The 17,493-nt window shown below is 39.7% G+C and carries 15 protein-coding genes and 1 tRNA gene; 11 read left to right on the top strand and 5 right to left on the bottom strand.

Annotated elements, in window-relative coordinates; translation table 11 throughout:
* Window positions 1-70: 70 nt before the first annotated feature.
* Window positions 71-1,309, bottom strand: a complete 1,239-nt coding sequence (locus tag NYP65_RS02570; RefSeq protein ID WP_004130279.1) for a glycosyltransferase — start codon at window positions 1,307-1,309, stop codon at window positions 71-73.
* Window positions 1,310-1,460: 151 nt separating this feature from the next.
* Window positions 1,461-1,880 (bottom strand): OsmC family protein, encoded by a 420-nt coding sequence (locus NYP65_RS02565; RefSeq protein WP_472781456.1) that lies wholly within the window; start codon window positions 1,878-1,880, stop codon window positions 1,461-1,463.
* Between the two features lie 116 nt (window positions 1,881-1,996).
* On the opposite strand from NYP65_RS02565, the gene NYP65_RS02560 reads away from it, so the two are divergent.
* The 3 genes from NYP65_RS02560 (at window position 1,997) to NYP65_RS02550 (ending at window position 4,136) form a co-directional block, all read left to right on the top strand.
* Complete coding sequence (locus NYP65_RS02560; RefSeq protein ID WP_016805278.1) at window positions 1,997-2,869, top strand: thymidylate synthase; 873 nt, start codon at window positions 1,997-1,999, stop codon at window positions 2,867-2,869.
* Window positions 2,870-2,948: 79 nt separating this feature from the next.
* Window positions 2,949-3,572 carry a dihydrofolate reductase gene (locus NYP65_RS02555; RefSeq protein ID WP_473410775.1) on the top strand — a complete coding sequence of 208 codons (624 nt, stop codon included), beginning with the start codon at window positions 2,949-2,951 and terminating at the stop codon, window positions 3,570-3,572.
* Window positions 3,573-3,590: 18 nt separating this feature from the next.
* Window positions 3,591-4,136: a low molecular weight protein-tyrosine-phosphatase gene (locus NYP65_RS02550; RefSeq protein WP_473410568.1), complete on the top strand. Its 546-nt coding sequence runs from the start codon at window positions 3,591-3,593 to the stop codon at window positions 4,134-4,136.
* A gap of 101 nt (window positions 4,137-4,237) precedes the next feature.
* Here the strand turns inward: NYP65_RS02550 and NYP65_RS02545 are convergent, their stop codons facing one another.
* Both NYP65_RS02545 and NYP65_RS02540 read right to left on the bottom strand, forming a co-directional pair.
* Window positions 4,238-5,023, bottom strand: a complete 786-nt coding sequence (locus tag NYP65_RS02545) for a DUF4191 domain-containing protein (protein ID WP_473410567.1) — start codon at window positions 5,021-5,023, stop codon at window positions 4,238-4,240.
* A gap of 172 nt (window positions 5,024-5,195) precedes the next feature.
* The gene (locus NYP65_RS02540) at window positions 5,196-5,852 is read right to left on the bottom strand and encodes a DUF3043 domain-containing protein (protein WP_473410566.1); all 657 of its coding nucleotides are present in this window, start codon (window positions 5,850-5,852) and stop codon (window positions 5,196-5,198) included.
* Window positions 5,853-5,989: 137 nt separating this feature from the next.
* Between NYP65_RS02540 and NYP65_RS02535 the strand changes: the two genes are divergently transcribed.
* Window positions 5,990-7,357: a M20/M25/M40 family metallo-hydrolase gene (locus tag NYP65_RS02535; protein ID WP_473410565.1), complete on the top strand. Its 1,368-nt coding sequence runs from the start codon at window positions 5,990-5,992 to the stop codon at window positions 7,355-7,357.
* A gap of 409 nt (window positions 7,358-7,766) precedes the next feature.
* Entirely contained in the window at window positions 7,767-10,412 is a 2,646-nt protein-coding gene (locus tag NYP65_RS02530) for an ATP-binding cassette domain-containing protein (protein WP_473410564.1), read from the top strand.
* A 29-nt stretch (window positions 10,413-10,441) separates the two neighbouring features.
* Here the strand turns inward: NYP65_RS02530 and NYP65_RS02525 are convergent.
* Window positions 10,442-10,514 (bottom strand) — tRNA-Arg (locus NYP65_RS02525).
* Between the two features lie 609 nt (window positions 10,515-11,123).
* Here NYP65_RS02525 and NYP65_RS02520 point away from each other — a divergent pair.
* The 6 genes from NYP65_RS02520 (at window position 11,124) to NYP65_RS02495 (ending at window position 17,439) form a co-directional block, all read left to right on the top strand.
* Window positions 11,124-11,753, top strand: a complete 630-nt coding sequence (locus NYP65_RS02520) for a tryptophan transporter (protein WP_115757230.1) — start codon at window positions 11,124-11,126, stop codon at window positions 11,751-11,753.
* Between the two features lie 150 nt (window positions 11,754-11,903).
* Entirely contained in the window at window positions 11,904-12,485 is a 582-nt protein-coding gene (locus tag NYP65_RS02515; RefSeq protein ID WP_115757228.1) for a tryptophan transporter, read from the top strand.
* 125 nt (window positions 12,486-12,610) lie between these two features.
* Window positions 12,611-14,491 (top strand): ABC transporter ATP-binding protein, encoded by a 1,881-nt coding sequence (locus NYP65_RS02510; RefSeq protein ID WP_473410563.1) that lies wholly within the window; start codon window positions 12,611-12,613, stop codon window positions 14,489-14,491.
* Between the two features lie 14 nt (window positions 14,492-14,505).
* The gene (locus tag NYP65_RS02505) at window positions 14,506-15,279 is read left to right on the top strand and encodes an energy-coupling factor transporter transmembrane component T family protein (RefSeq protein ID WP_116286013.1); all 774 of its coding nucleotides are present in this window, start codon (window positions 14,506-14,508) and stop codon (window positions 15,277-15,279) included.
* 56 nt (window positions 15,280-15,335) lie between these two features.
* Entirely contained in the window at window positions 15,336-16,436 is a 1,101-nt protein-coding gene (menA, locus tag NYP65_RS02500; protein WP_473410562.1) for a 1,4-dihydroxy-2-naphthoate octaprenyltransferase, read from the top strand.
* Between the two features lie 214 nt (window positions 16,437-16,650).
* The gene (locus NYP65_RS02495; protein ID WP_016799039.1) at window positions 16,651-17,439 is read left to right on the top strand and encodes an ANTAR domain-containing response regulator; all 789 of its coding nucleotides are present in this window, start codon (window positions 16,651-16,653) and stop codon (window positions 17,437-17,439) included.
* The last annotated feature ends 54 nt before the right edge of the window (window positions 17,440-17,493 follow it).

Raw genomic sequence — 17,493 nt, 5'->3', positions numbered from 1 at the left:
ATAAATCGCGTATAAGGCACTAATTGTGTTTTATACGCGATTTTTCAAACATACATATGCTAATATGCTTTTAGTTTTTCTTAAGCAAGAAACGCGCTCGTCTTGCCTCTCGAGCAGCGCGCTTTTTAGCAAGTTCTTGATTGTTAATGCTGATTGCGCGCTCATAAATCTTAATTAACTCTTGAGCTTGCTTTTTAAAGTCATTGTTTTTTGAATATTCAAGAACATTTGCTTTTAGCTGCTCTTGCTCTTCTTTGCTCATATTAAGAACGCGGCTAAACACTTGCTTAAAGTCTTCTTTAGAATCCCATTGGTATCCATTTTTGCCACTAATAATTTGATTTTCATTAGGAGCGTCGTGCTTAACAAGCGCAAATAAGCCAGAGGCCATTGCTTCCAGCATAGAAAGCGAGTGCATCTCTGATAGTGAAGCGGTAGTGTAGTAGTCCATTGCGTGCAAATACTTAGGAATTTGCGTGTGTTCAATAGGTCCTAGAAGGTAGATTCTATCTTCAAATCCTTTGCTTGCTACCTTATTGCGCAAGTCTTCTAGATCAGGGCCTCCGCCAATAACAACAAGTCGAGCTAAATCGCGAGGAAAATCACAATACATAAAGTTGTCAATCAACTCGCTAATGTTCTTTTCGGCTCCGATTCTTCCAACAAAAACAAACAGCTTTGTAGAATCTGCAATGCCGTATTTTTTACGGAATTCTTCTCTAAAAGCAATTCGTTCTGGTGTTGGCAAGAACTTTTTGTATTCAACAGCATTGCTAAGAACAACAACCTTTTTATCAACTTTTTGTCGGTCAATATAAGCTTGAGCCTTAGCAGACATGCTGGTAATAATTGTTGCGTTTTTAGAAAATCGCGTAAAATATTTTGCCGATATATTCCTAGAAAACTCAGTAAAATGCTTTAGACCAATGTAAAACAGGAATTTATCGTATTCGGTGTGTAGCGTGTAAACAACAGGAACATGCTCTTTTTTGGCCACTTCTAGGCCTATTTCTCCAATGCCAAATTCGTTTTGAATATGAATAACATCTGGTTTAAAGTTAATCGGGAACTTTTTGCGCATGTTTCCAATTGGAATTGCAACCCTATACTTGTAAAGCTTTTTCAAAAGAATGCCTGGAACGTACACAACGCCGTCTACAAGCTTGGTTTTACGCTGTTTTTCGGAGCCAACTGTAACAACAAGAACTTCGTGCCCAAGCTCTTCGTACATTTTTTTAAGCATGTAGGATTGTGTTGCTACGCCGTTTATGTATGGTGGATACGTTTCTGTAAAAATCGCGATTTTCAAAGTTTCCTCCGATTACATAAATAGCTTACATAAATAGCTCTAACAACGTTAAAAGTTTAGCATTGTGTTTAGCATTGCGCCACAAATTGTGATTTTTTGCGTTTTTAGCGTTTTATATTTGGTGTTTTTAATGTTTTAGTGTTTTAGTGTCTTAGTGTCTTATATTTACTGTTACACGCACTTGTGCGCCACGTTCAAGAGTGTGCTTAACTGTGCAACCCTTGCTAATATGCTTTTTCATACGCTCTTTTAGTGCTTGTGCATCTTCGTTAGTTAGTGCAGGCTTTGCGCTTGTAGCGTCTACTGTTAAGTCTTCTTGGAATCTTAAGTAAGTTCCTTCTTCTGGGTCGTAAGTGCCATTTACAACTATGCGCGCGCCTTTTCCTTCTCCAATCGTGTGTTCAACAGCGTATTGGCTGCTTAAAGCTGTGCAACCAGCTAGAGCTATTTGCATTAGTTCTACGGGAGAAAATTGCCCTTCGCCTTTGCCAAATTTTAGTGTTGCTCCGTCTTCGCTTTTTGCAATCCAAGAGCCGTCTTCTAAACGCTCAACCCATATTCTTCTAGCCATTTTTGCTCCTTTGCATTTGTTGTGCTTAGCTAAAACAATTATATAGAGATGTATAGTATAAGTATATTTGCACATGCATTGGTAGTGTTGAATTTAGCTAATGATAGAATAAACGTATGGCTTTAACTCAACAAGAACTTGCAGATTTGCGCGCGCGCGTGCCGCAAAAACCAGTGTCAAATATTCCTACTCCTTACGAGGATTTGGTTAGAAAAATCTTTATGGAAGGCACATTAAAATCAGATCGCACTGGCACGGGAACAATATCTCTTTTTGGTCAGCAAATTCGCTTTGACTTAAGCAAGAGTTTCCCGCTTATAACAACAAAAACTGTGTTCTTTAAGGGGCTTGCGTACGAGCTTCTTTGGTTCCTTAAAGGCTCTAGCAATGTGCGTTGGTTGCAAGAAAACGGTGTGCATATTTGGGATGAGTGGGCAGACGAAAATGGCGATTTAGGGCCTGTTTACGGCGTTCAGTGGCGTAGTTGGCCAGCTCCAACCGAGCAAAATCCAAATCGCACAATCGACCAGATTGCAAACGTTATGGATCTTATTAAAAATCATCCGGATTCTAGAAGAATGATTGTTAGCGCTTGGAATCCTGCAGAAGTAGAGAATATGGCTTTGCCGCCTTGTCACTCGCTTTTCCAGTTCTATGTTGCCGATGGCAAGCTTTCTTGCCAGCTTTACCAGCGTTCTTGCGATATGTTCCTTGGCGTGCCATTCAACATTGCTTCTTACTCGCTTTTAACAATGATGATGGCTCAACAAGCAGGATTAGAACCAGGAGAGTTCGTGTGGACTGGCGGCGATTGTCATATTTACGATAATCACGTAGAGCAAGTGCTTGAGCAGCTTTCGCGCGAGCCGTACCCGTATCCGCAGCTAGAAATTCGCAAAGCTGATTCTATTTTTAGCTACGACTATAGCGATTTTAAGGTTGTTGATTATAAGCATCATCCTACGATTAAAGCTCCTGTAGCTGTGTGAGCTTTTGGTTGTTTGCTTGTTTGCTTTGTTTAGTGATTGATTAGTAGGCTTACGTAGGAGTTTTATGACTAACAATATTATGACTAATAATATTCCCGTTCGTTTAATTTGGGGGCAAGCATACGATTTTGAAGGTCGCGCAGGAGCGATGGGTGTAAATGGCGGCATGCCTTGGAGACTTTCCCCAGATTTGCGCTATTTTAAGGCAATGACAATCTCTTGTCCAGTAATAATGGGCAGAGGAACTTGGGATTCTATGCCAGAAAAATTTAGGCCTCTTCCTGGTCGTGAAAATATTGTTGTTTCTAGGAATCCATACTTTAATCCAAATGGAGCAAAAAGTTTTACAAAGATCGAAGACGCAATATGCTACGCAAAAAAGTGGATTGAAGATAATCCTATTGAGCATGTAGATTCTTTTGATTTGCCAAAAGATGGCAGAGCAATTTGGATTATTGGTGGCGGCGCAATCTTTAGAGAAGTGATTGAGTCACAAATTGTTGACGCATCTTATGTAACTCAAATTGACGCTAGAGTAAAAGCAGACACGTTTGCTCCAAACATTCAAAAACTTGTAGATGATGGATTGTGGAAAGTTGCGCGCGATGGCGATTGGCAGGAATCGCCTATAAAAGTTGGTGCGAATCAATTTAACGCAAAATACAAGTTTATGGTTTATGAGCCAGTTAAATCTAAAAACTAAGCTAGATTAAGGATATGTATGGAATCTTTAAACAAAATTCACGTAGATGCTAAGCATCCGTATGTTGTTATGACAGTTTGTACGGGCAATATTTGCAGATCTCCAATGGCAGAAATCGTTTTGCGCAATGAGTTTAAGCTTAGGGGATTAAGCGATGTTGTTGCTGTAAAATCGTGCGGCGTAAGCGACGAAGAATACGGGAATCCGATTGATAGGCGTGCGCAAAAAGAGCTTAAAAGTAGGGGATATTCTTTGCCATTAAGCCATTTTGCGCATAGGATTGAGCGAGACGAAATAGAAGAGACGAATCTTTTTCTTCCAATGACGGCTTCGCATATGCAATCTTTGCTTAGGATTATTCCGCCGCAAAAGCGTAGTCTTGTACACATGTATAGGTCTTTTGATCCGTCTTTAGAAAAGCCACAAGCTGGTCGCGAAGCTGTTTTAGATTTGGCAGACCCTTGGTATGGTGGTCCTAAAGAGTTTGAGATTGCAATGGATCAAGTGGAGGAGTGCGCTCCGTACATTGTTGATTGGGTTCAGTCGCGTATAACGCGTGAATAGTATTTGCATATAAATCGCAAGTAAAATCGCGTATAAATATATTAAAACCAGACGAACCGCTTGGAACGTCTGGTTTATTTTATACGAAAAAACTTAAGAATTTATTTTCCTCTTAAAGCTCTGCGGCTCACGCGTGGAGTATGAGTTGGGTCAATTCCCTTTGGAATTCCAAACCCTTGCTTTCCTTGCAAAGTGCGTAAACGGTCGTTTAGAATCGCAAGCTCTGTTTTAGTAAGGAAGAATCTGCGATTTGGATGAATTGCAGCAAGAGGAGCAAACTTGTGATTTGTAGGAATCAAAGTTTTAGACTTTAGAACTTTACTCCTTAAATCCTTAAGCTTAATTTGATTTTGGCCATTTCCAACGCAAATGCGGTAAACAGGAATATTGGATCCAGCTGTAACACTTTTAATAGCATGCTCTTGGCGTTCCATAGCATGAGTTAGGCGTTCGTAATTGCCTTCTCCAACAAGAAATATTCCGTTAAAACCAGTTCCACGCCAAATTGCATCTTTGGTGCGAGGGTCAACCCATACTGGCTGTTGTGGGAAAGTAAAACCGCCTTTATTGATTGCGCTTAAAATTCCAGCTGCAGCTCCAGGTTTACCTTCTAGTTTTGCGTATCCAACTTTATCTGCGCGCTTTGTTAAAACAACAGTAAAAAGCAAAAGACCAAGCATAAGCGCTGTTACAACCATCATAATCCATGTAAAAATGGACCAGCGTAAAATAGCGCCAACTATAACGCATAGCACTACAGGGGCTACAAAAGCCAAGCCAAGCCAAAGCGGAAGCTGCTTATCTTCTGTATACGTGTACTTGTAAATGCGCACAATTTGTGAAATCATGCCCGATTTCTTAGTGTTCTTTGACTTTTCGTTTGCCATTTTGCGTTTATCCCCTATACGATATTCGCGTTAATTTTGTTTTGTGCTTATTGCAAGGTTTTCTACAACGGGTTTACTACCACATTTGTGCAACTATTACTTAAGTAGCCTTAAGTAGCATGCTACAAACACACATTTCTATAAATCATATCTTTGTTGGTATACTAGCGTTCTATTTTGGCCAATTACCGCGTTTTGGCGTGCTTGGTTTTGGTAGCCTCCACCTGCGCATTTGTATTGCACGGCTACAAGCATACATTGCCGATCTAGAGCTTTTAGCAACAGCAGATTGGCCGTACCTTTTAACAAGTTCTTTTCTAAGCTTTCGCCACATTATTAAAACGTCAATAATTGCAGCAAAAAGATACGCGTAAAGAATAATCGCAAGCGCAAAATAAAGAGCAATATATTTAGTAGACAAGAAGTTTTGCGTAAAGAAGATGCAAATCATAATTACGATTGCAAATGGAACGAAAAACTCGCCAATATTAAAGCGTGCGTCTACGTAATCGCGAATATAAACTCTCCAAGGAAGCTGCTCCGACTTTGGCATATGCGCTAAATCGCCGCTTTTCATAGCTTCGTATTGTGCGTTTTCTCTTTCGCGCAATCGTGCTCGCGCAGCCTTTGCGCTAGCTTTTCTATCGGTTGGAACTAGCGGCCTAAGATTTTGCGCTGCAGCTTCGCTTTGCTTTGGAGTTGGAGCGTTTTTTGTGCGAGTTTTTGGCTTATTTTCTACTTTATTTTCGCTATTTTTATTTGCTGATGGTTGATCGCCATTTTGTGCGTTATTATCAGCGTCTTTTTTTACGAATGGATTCCATGTCATGTTTGCAGATTACCCAACAGACTAGACGCGTTCCATAGATTTTGCTGGCTGTTAATGTTGTTAATAGTGTGATAGTGGTTAGATAGTAGTTAACCGCTTGACTATTTGTTTTGGCTATTTGTTTTAAGGAGATTTGTATGGCTAATCTTAATGTGGAAGATGTTAAGAATCGTGTTAGCGCCGCGTGGAATGATGTTATATCCGTTCTTAATAAAAAGATAGAGCTTGGAGCTGTTTCTGCTAAAGGCATTACTGGGGATCATATGCGTGCTTCTGCTGAATACGTTGCTGGAGTATTGCGCGAAGTGGGCGTTGATGCTCGCGTTGAGCAGTCTCAAAATCCAGATGGCACTCCAGGCGCATTCGAGGTTGTTGGATCTAGAATTGTAAACCCAAATGCTCCAACTGTTTTGCTCTACGCTCATCACGATGTTCAGCCTGTTCCAGATGCAAGCGAGTGGAACACGAATCCTTTTAAAGGAACCGAGATAGATGGGCGCTTGTATGGTCGCGGCAGCGCGGATGATGGTGGCGGAATTGCCATTCACTATGGTGCTTTGCGCGCTTTAAGTGAAGATTTAGGCGTAAACATTAAAGTGTTTATTGAAGGCGAAGAGGAGATGGGCTCTCCAAGCTTTATTCCATTTATTGAGTCTCACAAAGATGAGTTTGAATCCGATGTGATTATTGTTGCAGATTCTGGAAATTGGTCTGCCGAAGTTCCAAGTCTTACGACTAGCTTGCGCGGAAACACTACTGTAGACGTTAAGGTTAAGGTTCTTGATCATCAAGTTCACTCTGGTCAATTTGGTGGCCCTATTTTAGATGCATACACGCTTGCTTCAATGCTTGTTGCTTCTCTTTACAACAAAGACGGCGATTTAGATGTTCCTGGAGTTGAATCGCAAGAGCCTGTTGGCGGTTTGCAACGCGATTTAGACGAGTCGCAAGTTAGAGCCGATTCTTCTGTAGTTGATTCATACAAGCTTGCGGGAACTGGATCTTTGGCTGCACGAATGTGGACTAAGCCAAGTTTGACTGTTATTGGAATGGACGCTCATCCAGTAGAGGAAAGCTTTAACGTTATTGCTCACGAGACACGCTTGCGACTTTCGCTTAGAACTGCGCCTTGCCAGCGTCCAGAGGAAGCACAAAAAGCATTGAGTGACTTTTTGGTTAAAAATGCACCGTTTGGCGCGCAAGTAACTGTAGAGCCTTTAGATAATGGCATGGGTTGGGCTATGGATCCAAATGCAATCGCAACTAAAGATGCGCTCGCATCTATGAAAGACGCTTTTGGTGTGGATCCTATTAACAAGGGCGAAGGTGGTTCGATTCCATTTATTCCAGAATTGCAAAGAATCTTCCCTAAGGCTCAAGTTTTGGTTACGGGTCCAGAAGATCCAAAGTCTAATGCTCACAGCCCAAATGAGTCGATTTCTCTTTCTGGCTTGAAGTCAAATATTGTAACGGAAGCTTTGCTTCTTAGTCGTTTAGGGAAGTAGTGTTGTAAGTTATAACTCGCGCATAAAAGCGCGCGAACACGTTGATTTTGTGCGCGAGTCTACACAATGCCGTAAAATTTTCACTCGACACGGGTGCTTTGCGTTAATTCGTAAAGCTGAGAGAAACCGCTTGAACGTGAATCCAGGTAATACTGGCGCACGGAGATCTGTTTTTCCCGTGCCTAAAAGTAAAAAGGCACAATCATGTCAACAAGCGTCTTCTATGCATATAGCAATTAAATGCTGTATGCTGTTTAGATTTTTCTAAGCAAGTAGGCGTTTTGGGATTGTAGGATTTGCTAAGATTCTAAGATTTGTTAAGATTCTAAAAATCTATAGTAAAGTCTAATAATCCTAAAAATAATTTAATAAATAATTAAATAAAAATCATTGCCATAAAGGATTTGCTATGCCCGATGCATCTAAAACGCAGGTTTTGAACAATGCTAACCAGTACAAAGCTGAAACTTTCCTTCCATCGGCTTTTAGTGCTGCTAAGTTGCGTTTTGAGAATTGGGGTTATCGTCATGCCTCTCGCAAAGCGTTTGCTGTTCGTGGTTTGAACCTGACTATTGAAGCAGGGCAGAGAGTATTGCTATTAGGAGCATCGGGCATAGGTAAGTCCACTATTCTTGAAGGTGCTGCTGGATTAATCGGCAGCGATATTATTCTTAAAAGTGATTCAAACGATAAAAATAGTAACTCTTCTTCGCATAATGTTTTAGTTGAAGACGAAGATGGCGGAGTGAGCGAAGGCGCAGTATTTGTAGACGATGTACCAGTTCATAAGGCTCGCGGACGCGTTGGTTTAGTTTTACAAGACCCAGAATCTCAAGCGATTTTTCAACGTTTAGGAGATAACGTTGCGTTTGGTCCAGAAAACATGAATGTTCCGCGTAAAGAGATTTGGAATATTGTTGACGAAAGTCTTAAAGAGGTTGGCTTAGATGGCTTGCAACTTCATCGCTCCACTGCACATTTAAGCGGTGGTCAAATGCAGCGACTGGCTCTTGCTGGCGCGCTGGCAATGAAGCCTAGTGTTCTTCTTTTAGACGAGCCTACAGCAAATCTGGATCCAGACGGCGTTGAGCAAATTGTTTCAGCAGTTGGAAAAGTGCTCGACGATACTCATGCAACAATGGTTCTTGTTGAACATCATGCTCAACCTTGGATTGATTTAATTGACCGAGTAATTGTTTTGGGGCTTGAAAATAGCGGTAATAGCGGTAATAGCGAAGATAGCAAAAACTTTGTTCACGATGATGATATTGCAAGAGACGAGAGCGCTAAAACAGTAATCGTAGCTGACGGAACTCCAGACGAGGTGTTTAATCGCAAGGATCTTGACTTTGAAAATCTTGGAATATGGCTCCCGGATAAGTATAAGGATTCAAAAAATCGCAATATAGGTAGGATTCATGTTGAAGGAGAGCCTGATTGTGATCCTTCTGTAGGAGATGGGAAAGTAGTTTTATCTACAAAAAACCTTGCGATTAGTCATACGGATACTCCAATAGCTAAAAACATTAATCTTGAATTTAATTCTGGCCAAATAACGGCTTTGGTTGGCGCAAATGGTGCTGGAAAATCAACTTTGTCTCTAACTTTGGCAGGATTAATTCCGTCAATAGAAGGCGAAGTTGTAGCAAGCGAGGAACTTTGTAAAGATTTAGACTCAAGTGATCCTATAAAGTGGAAGTCAACTGAACTCGCTAAAAGAATATCGTATGTTTTCCAAAATCCAGAACACCAATTTGCTTGCGGAACTGTTTTAGAAGAGGTTATGTTAGGCCCTATTAGAACAGGCATGAGCGAGGAGGATGCTCGAGCAAAAGCTAAAGAATTGCTAGAGCGATTCCGATTAGGCAGATATGCCAACGCCAATCCGTACACGCTTTCTGGAGGAGAAAAGCGCAGGCTTACAGTTGCTGCATCTTTGGCTGCAGCTCCAAGGGTTTTGATTTTAGATGAGCCAACTTTTGGCCAAGATCGAAAAACGTGGATGCAAATTATAAAGCTGATTGCAAGTCTTAGGGCAGACGGCGTTAGTGTTATTGTTGTTACTCACGATAAAGAGCTAGTAGACGCTCTTGGCGCGCGTTTGGTTGAACTTTTGCCAGTTAGCAATGCTAAGAATAGTGATTCTGGAGATTTATCAGATTTACAAGAATCGCAAGTAAAAGAAGCTTTAGAATCATCGCAAAGCTTGTCTTCTACAACTAATTCAACGAATATTTCTCGAATAAAAGTTAGCGCTGTAAATAAGCGTGATGAGAAAGAAAGAGTTGCAAGTTGCTCGCCATTTTTGGCATCACTAAATCCTGTTTACCGCATGCTTGGAGCTTTTATGCTTTCCATTCCTTTGCTGTTTACTCTTGATTGGCTTTCTTCGACTATTGCACTTGTTTTAGAGTTTATAATTTTATGGATTGTTGGAATGAATCCTTGGCGCGTTGTTAAGCTTTCTTGGCCTGTTTGGGTTGGTGCGCCTGGATCTGCTCTAGCAGTGTGGTTATACGGTAAATCTGGCGGAGCAACATTGTTTGATTGGGGAATTATTCACGTAAGCGAGCACTCAACAACTCTTGCAATTGCAACGTTTATTCGTATTTTAGCGATTGGTGTTCCTGCAATTGTTACTGTTATTGGTATTGATGCTACAGATTTAGCAGATGCTTTTAGTCAAGTTATGCACTTGCCAGATAAGTTTGTTTATGGTGGATTAGCGGGAATGAGGCTTTTTAGCGTTTTGCAAGACGATTGGGCAGCTCTTACTGCTTCTAGAAGATCTCGCGGTCTTGGAGACGATAGTAAGATTCGCGCATTTATGCCTCAAGCTTTTGCGCTTCTTGTTCTTTCGATTCGTAGGTCTAGTACTTTGGCAACAGCAATGCAAGCGCGCGGTTTTGGAGGAGAAAATCCAAGATCTCATGCACGCATAAGTTACGTAAATAAGCGCGATTATGTGTTTATGGTTGTGTGCTTAATTATTCCTGCAATTGCATTAATCGCAGCTGTTTACTACGGTACGTTTGCGCTTCTTGGCGGAAATTAATTTTTGTGGAAGTTAATTAACGCAAAACGTGGGCTTAATGGGATTCGAACCCACGACCTTCTGCTCCGGAGGCAGACGCTCTATCCACTGAGCTACAAGCCCGCAACTTGTGAAAGTATACACGTTGCTAGGGATTGAGATTGTTTTATATAAGCTTAGACATGCGTTTTATGTGCTTACGGCGTTTTGCCTGGAATTGCGCCGATTTAAGTGTTGATATTTTTACGTGTTTTGTGTGATTTTTTGCTAATTTTATCTTTTTGTTTGCATTTGTACTTTTATAGTGTTAGCATCGAACACAACACAAACGCATATCGTAAATTTTACGGTGTTAGGTTTGTGATTGACCACATAGGCATTTAGCTTTGCAGCTAAAGTATTTAAGGAGGCGGCTATCATGCGTAACATGAATGCTCAAGCTCGCGATACTTTTGATGCTGCTCGTATGTGGTGGTGGCAGACTTCTCTTTGGCGTAGTTTACTCTAAAGTTTTAGAAGCTGCTTGTTTAGGCTTATAAAAGACCTCTAGGGTAAACCTAGGGGTCTTTTTTATATCCTAAAACGCAAGAATCCATTTGGATTTAATCCAAATCGAAAATAATCTAAACAATCTAAACAATCTAAAACCAATAACAATTTACAAACTAACAACAATTTAAACCAAAATTGTTGAAAACAAACAACGTAAAAATTTACGTAAAGGAGAAAATCATGAATCAAGAGTCAACTAACGTAGAAGCTACCAACACAGAGCAAGCATCTGCACAGTCCGAAATTAATCAAGCAGCTACTTTGCTAAAAGGCGTAAATGTTAAAAAGCACGCTTTAGATATTACGTCTTTAGTCTTGGTTGCTGTTCTTTTTGCAGCAGGATGCATTCTTGACTTTACAGTTGCAAAGTCGCTTTCGATTGGAAACATTCAGCCAGAGTTTGTTATTGCATCGTTCTGCTTGTCTATTTTGCTTGTTCGACCAAATGTTATTCAAGGTGCGATTATTGGCGCATTAGCTGCTACTTTGATTCAATTTAACACTTCGATTCCTGGTCTTGAATACGCTTGCGATATTCCAGCAGCAATTATTATGACGTTAGCGCTTATGGGATATCTAAAAGCTTTCCCTAAGGATGCTGCTAGAAAGTTCAGCGTGTTCCCGTTTATATCTACGTTTGTTGCAACTGTTATTTCTGGAATGATTTTTGCAACAATCGCATCCTTATTTATTCTTCACTCTCCAAACACGATTCTTGTTATGCTTCCAATTATTTTGGGAACTGCTGTGTTTAATGCTGTTGTTGTGGAAGTTCTTTACACTCCAATTCGACTCGTTTTGCACAAGTAAGCACAAATAAATCGCCATTGAAAAGAGAAATAAATTAACTTGAATCAACGTAAGCAAATATAAACAAACGTAAATGAATGTAAGTAAACGTAAATAAATATAAAAAGTCGATAATTAAAACTTGGTTATCGCAACATAAAGGAGAAGATTATGAATCAGGGAATTAACGAACATGCAGGTAGCATGATCAATGCTGTAAGTGTTAAAAAGCACGCTTTAGATGTTACGTCTTTAGTGCTGGTTGCTGTTCTTTTTGCAGCAGGATGTATTCTTGACTTTACAGTTTCAAAAGCACTTTCAATTGGAAACATTAAACCAAACTTCTTAATCGCATCGTTCTGTCTTGCGATTTTGCTGGTTCGTCCAAATGTTATTCAAGGTGCGATTATTGGTGCTTTGGCTGCTACTTTAATGCAATTTAACGCATCTATTCCTGGTCTTAATTATGTTTGCGATATTCCAGCAGCAATTGTTATGACTTTGATGATTATGGCTTATGTTCACGTTTTCCCTAAGGATGCTGCTAGAAAGTTCAGTATTTTCCCACTTATAGCAACTTTTATAACTACAGTTGTTTCTGGTTTAATATTTGCCTCTACTGCATCTTTCTTTGTTCTTCATTCTCCTAAGACGATTCTTGTTATGCTTCCAATCATTTTTGGAACTGCTGTGTTTAATGCTGTTGTTGTTGAAGTTCTTTACACTCCAATTCGACTCGTTTTGCACAAGTAGCGCAGTTTGTGTTTGCAATATGTACTACGCAATATGTGTTAGGAATGTTTGGTAAATTATATAATCGTTAGATAATAATCAATAATTAGTAATCGATTTATTGGTTTTAAGAGTTAGGAATTATTGTGCCTTTGCTTGAGTTAAAAGATGTGTCTTTTAAGTATGTGAATCGGAATAAAGATGATTCTTTAGACTCTTCAAAGGCACAAGATTCCACTTTTGCGCTAAAAGATGTGAGTCTTAGCATAGAGTCTGGCGAATTCGTTGGTATTATTGGCCCTTCTGGGTCTGGAAAAACAACGCTTGCTTCGCTTTTTTCTGGCGCGATTCCGCATCATTATTCTGGCGAACTCTTAGGAAGTGTTAAGATTGCTGGTCAAGACACTAAAAATCTTGCTTTAACTAACATTGCTTGCTTAATTGGATCTGTTATTCAAGATATTGATGCGCAAATGGTTGCTGCAAATGTGGAAGATGAGATTCTTTTTGGCTTAGAAAATTTTGGTGTTGCGCATAGCGAAATACCAGGTCGAATAGATGAAGCTTTGCAAATTGTTGGAATTAGTGACTTGCGTAACCGCGATTTAGACACTCTTTCTGGAGGTCAAAAGCAGAAAGTTGCGATTGCTGCTATTCTTGCGCTAAAGCCTAAAGTTATGGTGTTAGATGAGCCTACGTGCGCTTTAGACCCTGTTTCTTCTAAAATGATTTTTTCGATTCTTAAAGATTTGAACAAGAATTTTGGAATAACGGTTGTTGTAATTGAGCAAAAAGTGGCACTTTTAAGCGAGTATTGCAAGCGTTTAGTTGTGCTTTCTAATGGCACTTTGTCGCTTGATTTGCCTGTTAGCAAAGCGCTAAAAAACATGGATTTGCTTTATTCTATTGGAATAAATTATCCGCGCACTACGCATTTGGTTAATGATTTGCAGCGTGAGAATGTTTGCTCTAAAAGCGATTTGCCTGTGTCTGTAGAAGATACAGTAAATACTATTGTTAATACGATTAATAGTAGAAAATCTTTGACTTCTAATAGTAATTCTCATGGTGATTCTCATGGTGAATTTGATAATAGCGAATGCGATTCAAACACATCGGCGGTTGCTGGCGATTTTTCCAACGAATCGCAAGTATCCGAACAATCTTCTGCACAATCTTCCGCGCAAAATCAATCAAAAAACACTTCTCCATGTCTTTCGCTTAAAAACGTTAGTTTTTCGTACCCAAGTGGCGTTAGTGCGCTAAAAAATGTGTCTTTTGAAGCTTATGCTGGAGAACTGGTAACTCTTGTTGGAAGAAATGGCGCTGGAAAAACAACCGTTACTAAGCTAATCAATGGTTTGCTTAAGGCGAGCGGCGGCAATATTTTTATTGATGGCAAAGACACTAGCAATATGAAGATTAGTCAGATTGCGCATTATGTTTCTACGCTTTTCCAAAATCCAGATCGTCAGCTTTGCAAAGATACTGTTTTAGAAGAAGTAGCGTTTAGTTGCATTCTTTTAGGTGAGTCGGTTAAAGATGCTAATGATCATGCTATGCAAGTTATTGAAAAGCTAAATCTAGACCCTAAAGCAAGCCCATTTATGCTTTCTAGAGGCCAGCGTCAAATGGTTGCTTTGGCTGCAACTGTTGTAACTAAACCTAAGATTCTTGTTTTAGACGAGCCAACGTGTGGCTTAGACTACATGGAATGCTTGCGTATTATGCAAGTTGTAGAAGACCTTAGAGACCACGGTTGCTGTGTGATAATGGTTTGCCACGATATGGAAGTGGTTCTTGACTTTGCAACGCGCTTAATCGTAGTAAACGATGGAAAAATTCTAGAAGACGGAAGCATAAGTTGCGTTTTTGAAAACAATGCGATTTGCAAAGAAGCTGCATTATGCGCTCCACTTTTGTGTGCTGTATCTCAAGGCTTAGTCGAAAATGGTTTTGACGCTTGTAAGGGCTTGTATAAAAGGGATATGTTGGTTAATGCTCTTAAAAAGAGTTGCAATTTGTAAAGCAAGGTGTAATTATGCAAACTAAAATCTTAACGTATAATGAAGGCTCAACTTTTCTTCACAAAGCAAATCCTATTGCAAAACTCATATTAGCTATAAGCGTTGTTGTATCGGCTTTTATAGCTCAACAATTTAGCATTCTTGTATTTATTGCAGTTCTTATTCTTGCTGGCATGGCTATGGCTGGGATTCTTAAAGCGCTGTTTCCTCTTGTGCGCGCAATGCTTATTCTTGGCGTTGTAATGTTCTTTTTGCAAACAGTTATTGCTCAAGGTGGAAACTACATGTTCTTATGGTTTAGCACAAAGGGAATTTCTGTTGCATTGCGAGCATCTTTAAGACTTTTTTGCTTTGCATTGCCTCTTGTAAGCGTGCTTAGCATTACAAAGCTAAACGATTTAGCTAATGCTGTTGTTCAATACTTACACATTCCATATTGCTATGCTTTTACAATCACTACAGCTGTGCGATTTGTTCCTATTTTTGCGTACGAGATGTCTCAAATTACAGAAGCTCAAATGGCAAGAGGAGTGGAGTTCGATACTAAGAATCCTTTTAAAAAGATTAAGCTTATGATGCCTTTGATTGTGCCTCTTTTAGTTTTGTCTGTTCGTAAAGCAGATAGCTGTGCGCTGGCAGCAGAAGAGCGAGGATTCTATTTGCGAACGCGTAAGTCTTCTTTTAGAAAGTATCCTTTTGGTTGGCGTGGATTTGTTCTTATTATTGTGTCTGCATTAATGATTGCTTTGCCAATACTTGTGTCTATATTTGCTCCACAAATAATCTAAAATAGTCTAAACTAATCTAGAATCAATTAAAAAATTCTAGAATTTAGGCGATTTTAATGACTAATATTAAGTTTTGGCTTAAAGGTGCAAGACTTTATACTCTTCCAATTGGAATCGTGCCAGTTGTTATGGCAATTTCGATTTTTGCAAGGTATTTATTTAGCGGTCAAATACTTGTAAAGACTTACAATGTTGAAAATTTTGCTTTGCAAGCGTTTTTGTGTTTGTGTGTTGCTGTTTTTATGCAAATTTCAGTAAACTATGCAAACGATTATTGTGACGGTTTGCGCGGATTAGATAATCAAAGGTCTAAGCGAGATGTAAGCGCAGAAAACAAAGCGTTGTGCGATGTGTCTTGGAGGCTTGCAGACGCTGGTATTAAGCCAAAATCAGTGTTGTATGCTGCTTGCATATCTGCTCTAATATCGTGTGTTTTTGGATTAGTTATTACTATTAGAAGCGGAATTTGGATGTTTATTCCTCTTGGATTAATTTGCGTTATAGCAGCTTGGTTTTATGCAGGAGGATTGCATCCTTACGGATATAGGGGTTGGGGAGAATTTAGTGCGTTTTTGTTCTTTGGGCCAGTAGCGTTTTTAGGAACATTGTGTGCTCTTTTTTATGCAAGTGGTTTTTCTAAAGACTCAATAACTGCAGCAAGCATTGAGCAAATTGTTTTTTGCGTATTATTATCTTTTATTCCAGGCGGATTTTCTGCTTGCCTTATGATGATTAATAATTTAAGAGATATAGAAAGCGATACGCAACATAAAAAGATTACTGCAATGGCTTTGCTTGGCAAATACAAGGGCAGTGTTGTATTTACTTGTGTTGCTGTTTTAGTGGCTATTTTACAATTTGCATACGTGCTCTTATATGTGTTCGATTCTCGATTTATAGGTGTATTTTTAAGTATTAATAATCCAAATAAAACTGTTTTCGCATTAAGCAATATCTTATTTAATAAAGGTGTGTTTATTGTTTCTTGCATTCTGTTACTATTGGTTATTTGCATGTTTATTAAAAAAGCGTGCTCGCTAATATACGCAGTTATTAATGGGAATTATGCTAGTGCTTTTCCGTTGTGCGTACAGTTAGCAATGCTCGGTGCTTTGACTTTTGTATTGTCGTTATTTGCATGTGCTTTACCGCATTAAAAAGCGGTTTAGAGCGTATTTTTATACACGCATGCGAGTAAAATCATTGGCAACGCGCACAGTGTGCTTTTAGTGTTTGTGCATAAAACTTGCATGATGCTAGCCTAAAAAATAAACGCAAAGATGGCGAGTATGAGTATTAAGTGTGCGAATGTATGTGTTAGTTAATGCATAGCGCTGTTGCCTTGTGTTTTGGTAAGGAAATGAGGTTAGAATGTCGGCTGAAAACAGCGATGAAGAGATGGGGAAGGCGTCTGTTGTGCTTACGGATGATGAATTGCGTAATGCATATGAATCGTCGAATGGCGTAGAAAGCAATAATAAAAATAGTGAGCAAAAAGAAAACGGCGTTAAAACTGTTGTTGTTGCAGAAGATGAAGCAGTAAACCGTATGGATCTTGTAGCAATGCTGGAAGATAACGGATATAAGGTTGTTGGTCAAGCTGCTAATGGGCAAGAGGCTATTGATCTTACTCGTGAAAATCGTCCAGACGTTGTTTGCATGGATGTTAAAATGCCTGGCGTGGATGGAATTCAAGCAGCTGCTACTATTTGCGATGAAAATATTGCGCCTGTTGTTATGCTAACAGCTTTTTCGCAAACAGATCTTGTTAAGCGCGCTACTGGCGCTGGAGCAATGGCGTATGTTACAAAGCCTTACGAAGAGTCAAAGCTTTTGCCAGCTCTAGAAGTTGCAATGGGCAGATTTAGCGAGATTAACGATTTGCTTGATAGTGTTGAGCGCACAGAAAACAAGCTTCAAGATGCTCAAGATCAGCTTCGTAAAGCAGAAGAAAAGCTTAAGAAAGCAGAAGATACTCTCGAAGAGCGCAAGCTTGTAGATAGAGCAAAAGGCTTGCTTATGGATAAAGCTGGCTTCTCGGAGCAGGGTGCTTTCCGTTGGATTCAAAAAACTTCTATGGATCAGCGTATTCCAAAGAAGCGTCTTGCGTTGGCTATTATCGCTAAGTATGGCGAAGAAAAGCCATCTGACGAAGCGTAGTAAAGTCAAAATAATTTTGGTAATCGCGGTTTCTTGCGCGAGCTATGCATAAAT

The sequence above is a fragment of the Gardnerella sp. c12Ub_1 genome (assembly GCF_055804375.1).
This window is presented reverse-complemented; position numbering and strand designations above follow the sequence as displayed.

What these genes read in the sequence shown, in the direction of transcription:
- NYP65_RS02505 (WP_116286013.1), top strand. Translation starts at nt 14,506, where the DNA reads ATGCAAACTAAAATCTTAACGTATAATGAAGGCTCAACTTTTCTTCAC.
- NYP65_RS02520 (WP_115757230.1), top strand. Translation starts at nt 11,124, where the DNA reads ATGAATCAAGAGTCAACTAACGTAGAAGCTACCAACACAGAGCAAGCA.
- NYP65_RS02515 (WP_115757228.1), top strand. Translation starts at nt 11,904, where the DNA reads ATGAATCAGGGAATTAACGAACATGCAGGTAGCATGATCAATGCTGTA.
- NYP65_RS02495 (WP_016799039.1), top strand. Translation starts at nt 16,651, where the DNA reads ATGTCGGCTGAAAACAGCGATGAAGAGATGGGGAAGGCGTCTGTTGTG.
- NYP65_RS02545 (WP_473410567.1), bottom strand. Translation starts at nt 5,023, where the DNA reads ATGGCAAACGAAAAGTCAAAGAACACTAAGAAATCGGGCATGATTTCA.
- NYP65_RS02535 (WP_473410565.1), top strand. Translation starts at nt 5,990, where the DNA reads ATGGCTAATCTTAATGTGGAAGATGTTAAGAATCGTGTTAGCGCCGCG.
- NYP65_RS02565 (WP_472781456.1), bottom strand. Translation starts at nt 1,880, where the DNA reads ATGGCTAGAAGAATATGGGTTGAGCGTTTAGAAGACGGCTCTTGGATT.
- NYP65_RS02530 (WP_473410564.1), top strand. Translation starts at nt 7,767, where the DNA reads ATGCCCGATGCATCTAAAACGCAGGTTTTGAACAATGCTAACCAGTAC.
- NYP65_RS02550 (WP_473410568.1), top strand. Translation starts at nt 3,591, where the DNA reads ATGGAATCTTTAAACAAAATTCACGTAGATGCTAAGCATCCGTATGTT.
- NYP65_RS02540 (WP_473410566.1), bottom strand. Translation starts at nt 5,852, where the DNA reads ATGACATGGAATCCATTCGTAAAAAAAGACGCTGATAATAACGCACAA.
- NYP65_RS02560 (WP_016805278.1), top strand. Translation starts at nt 1,997, where the DNA reads ATGGCTTTAACTCAACAAGAACTTGCAGATTTGCGCGCGCGCGTGCCG.
- menA (WP_473410562.1), top strand. Translation starts at nt 15,336, where the DNA reads ATGACTAATATTAAGTTTTGGCTTAAAGGTGCAAGACTTTATACTCTT.
- NYP65_RS02555 (WP_473410775.1), top strand. Translation starts at nt 2,949, where the DNA reads ATGACTAATAATATTCCCGTTCGTTTAATTTGGGGGCAAGCATACGAT.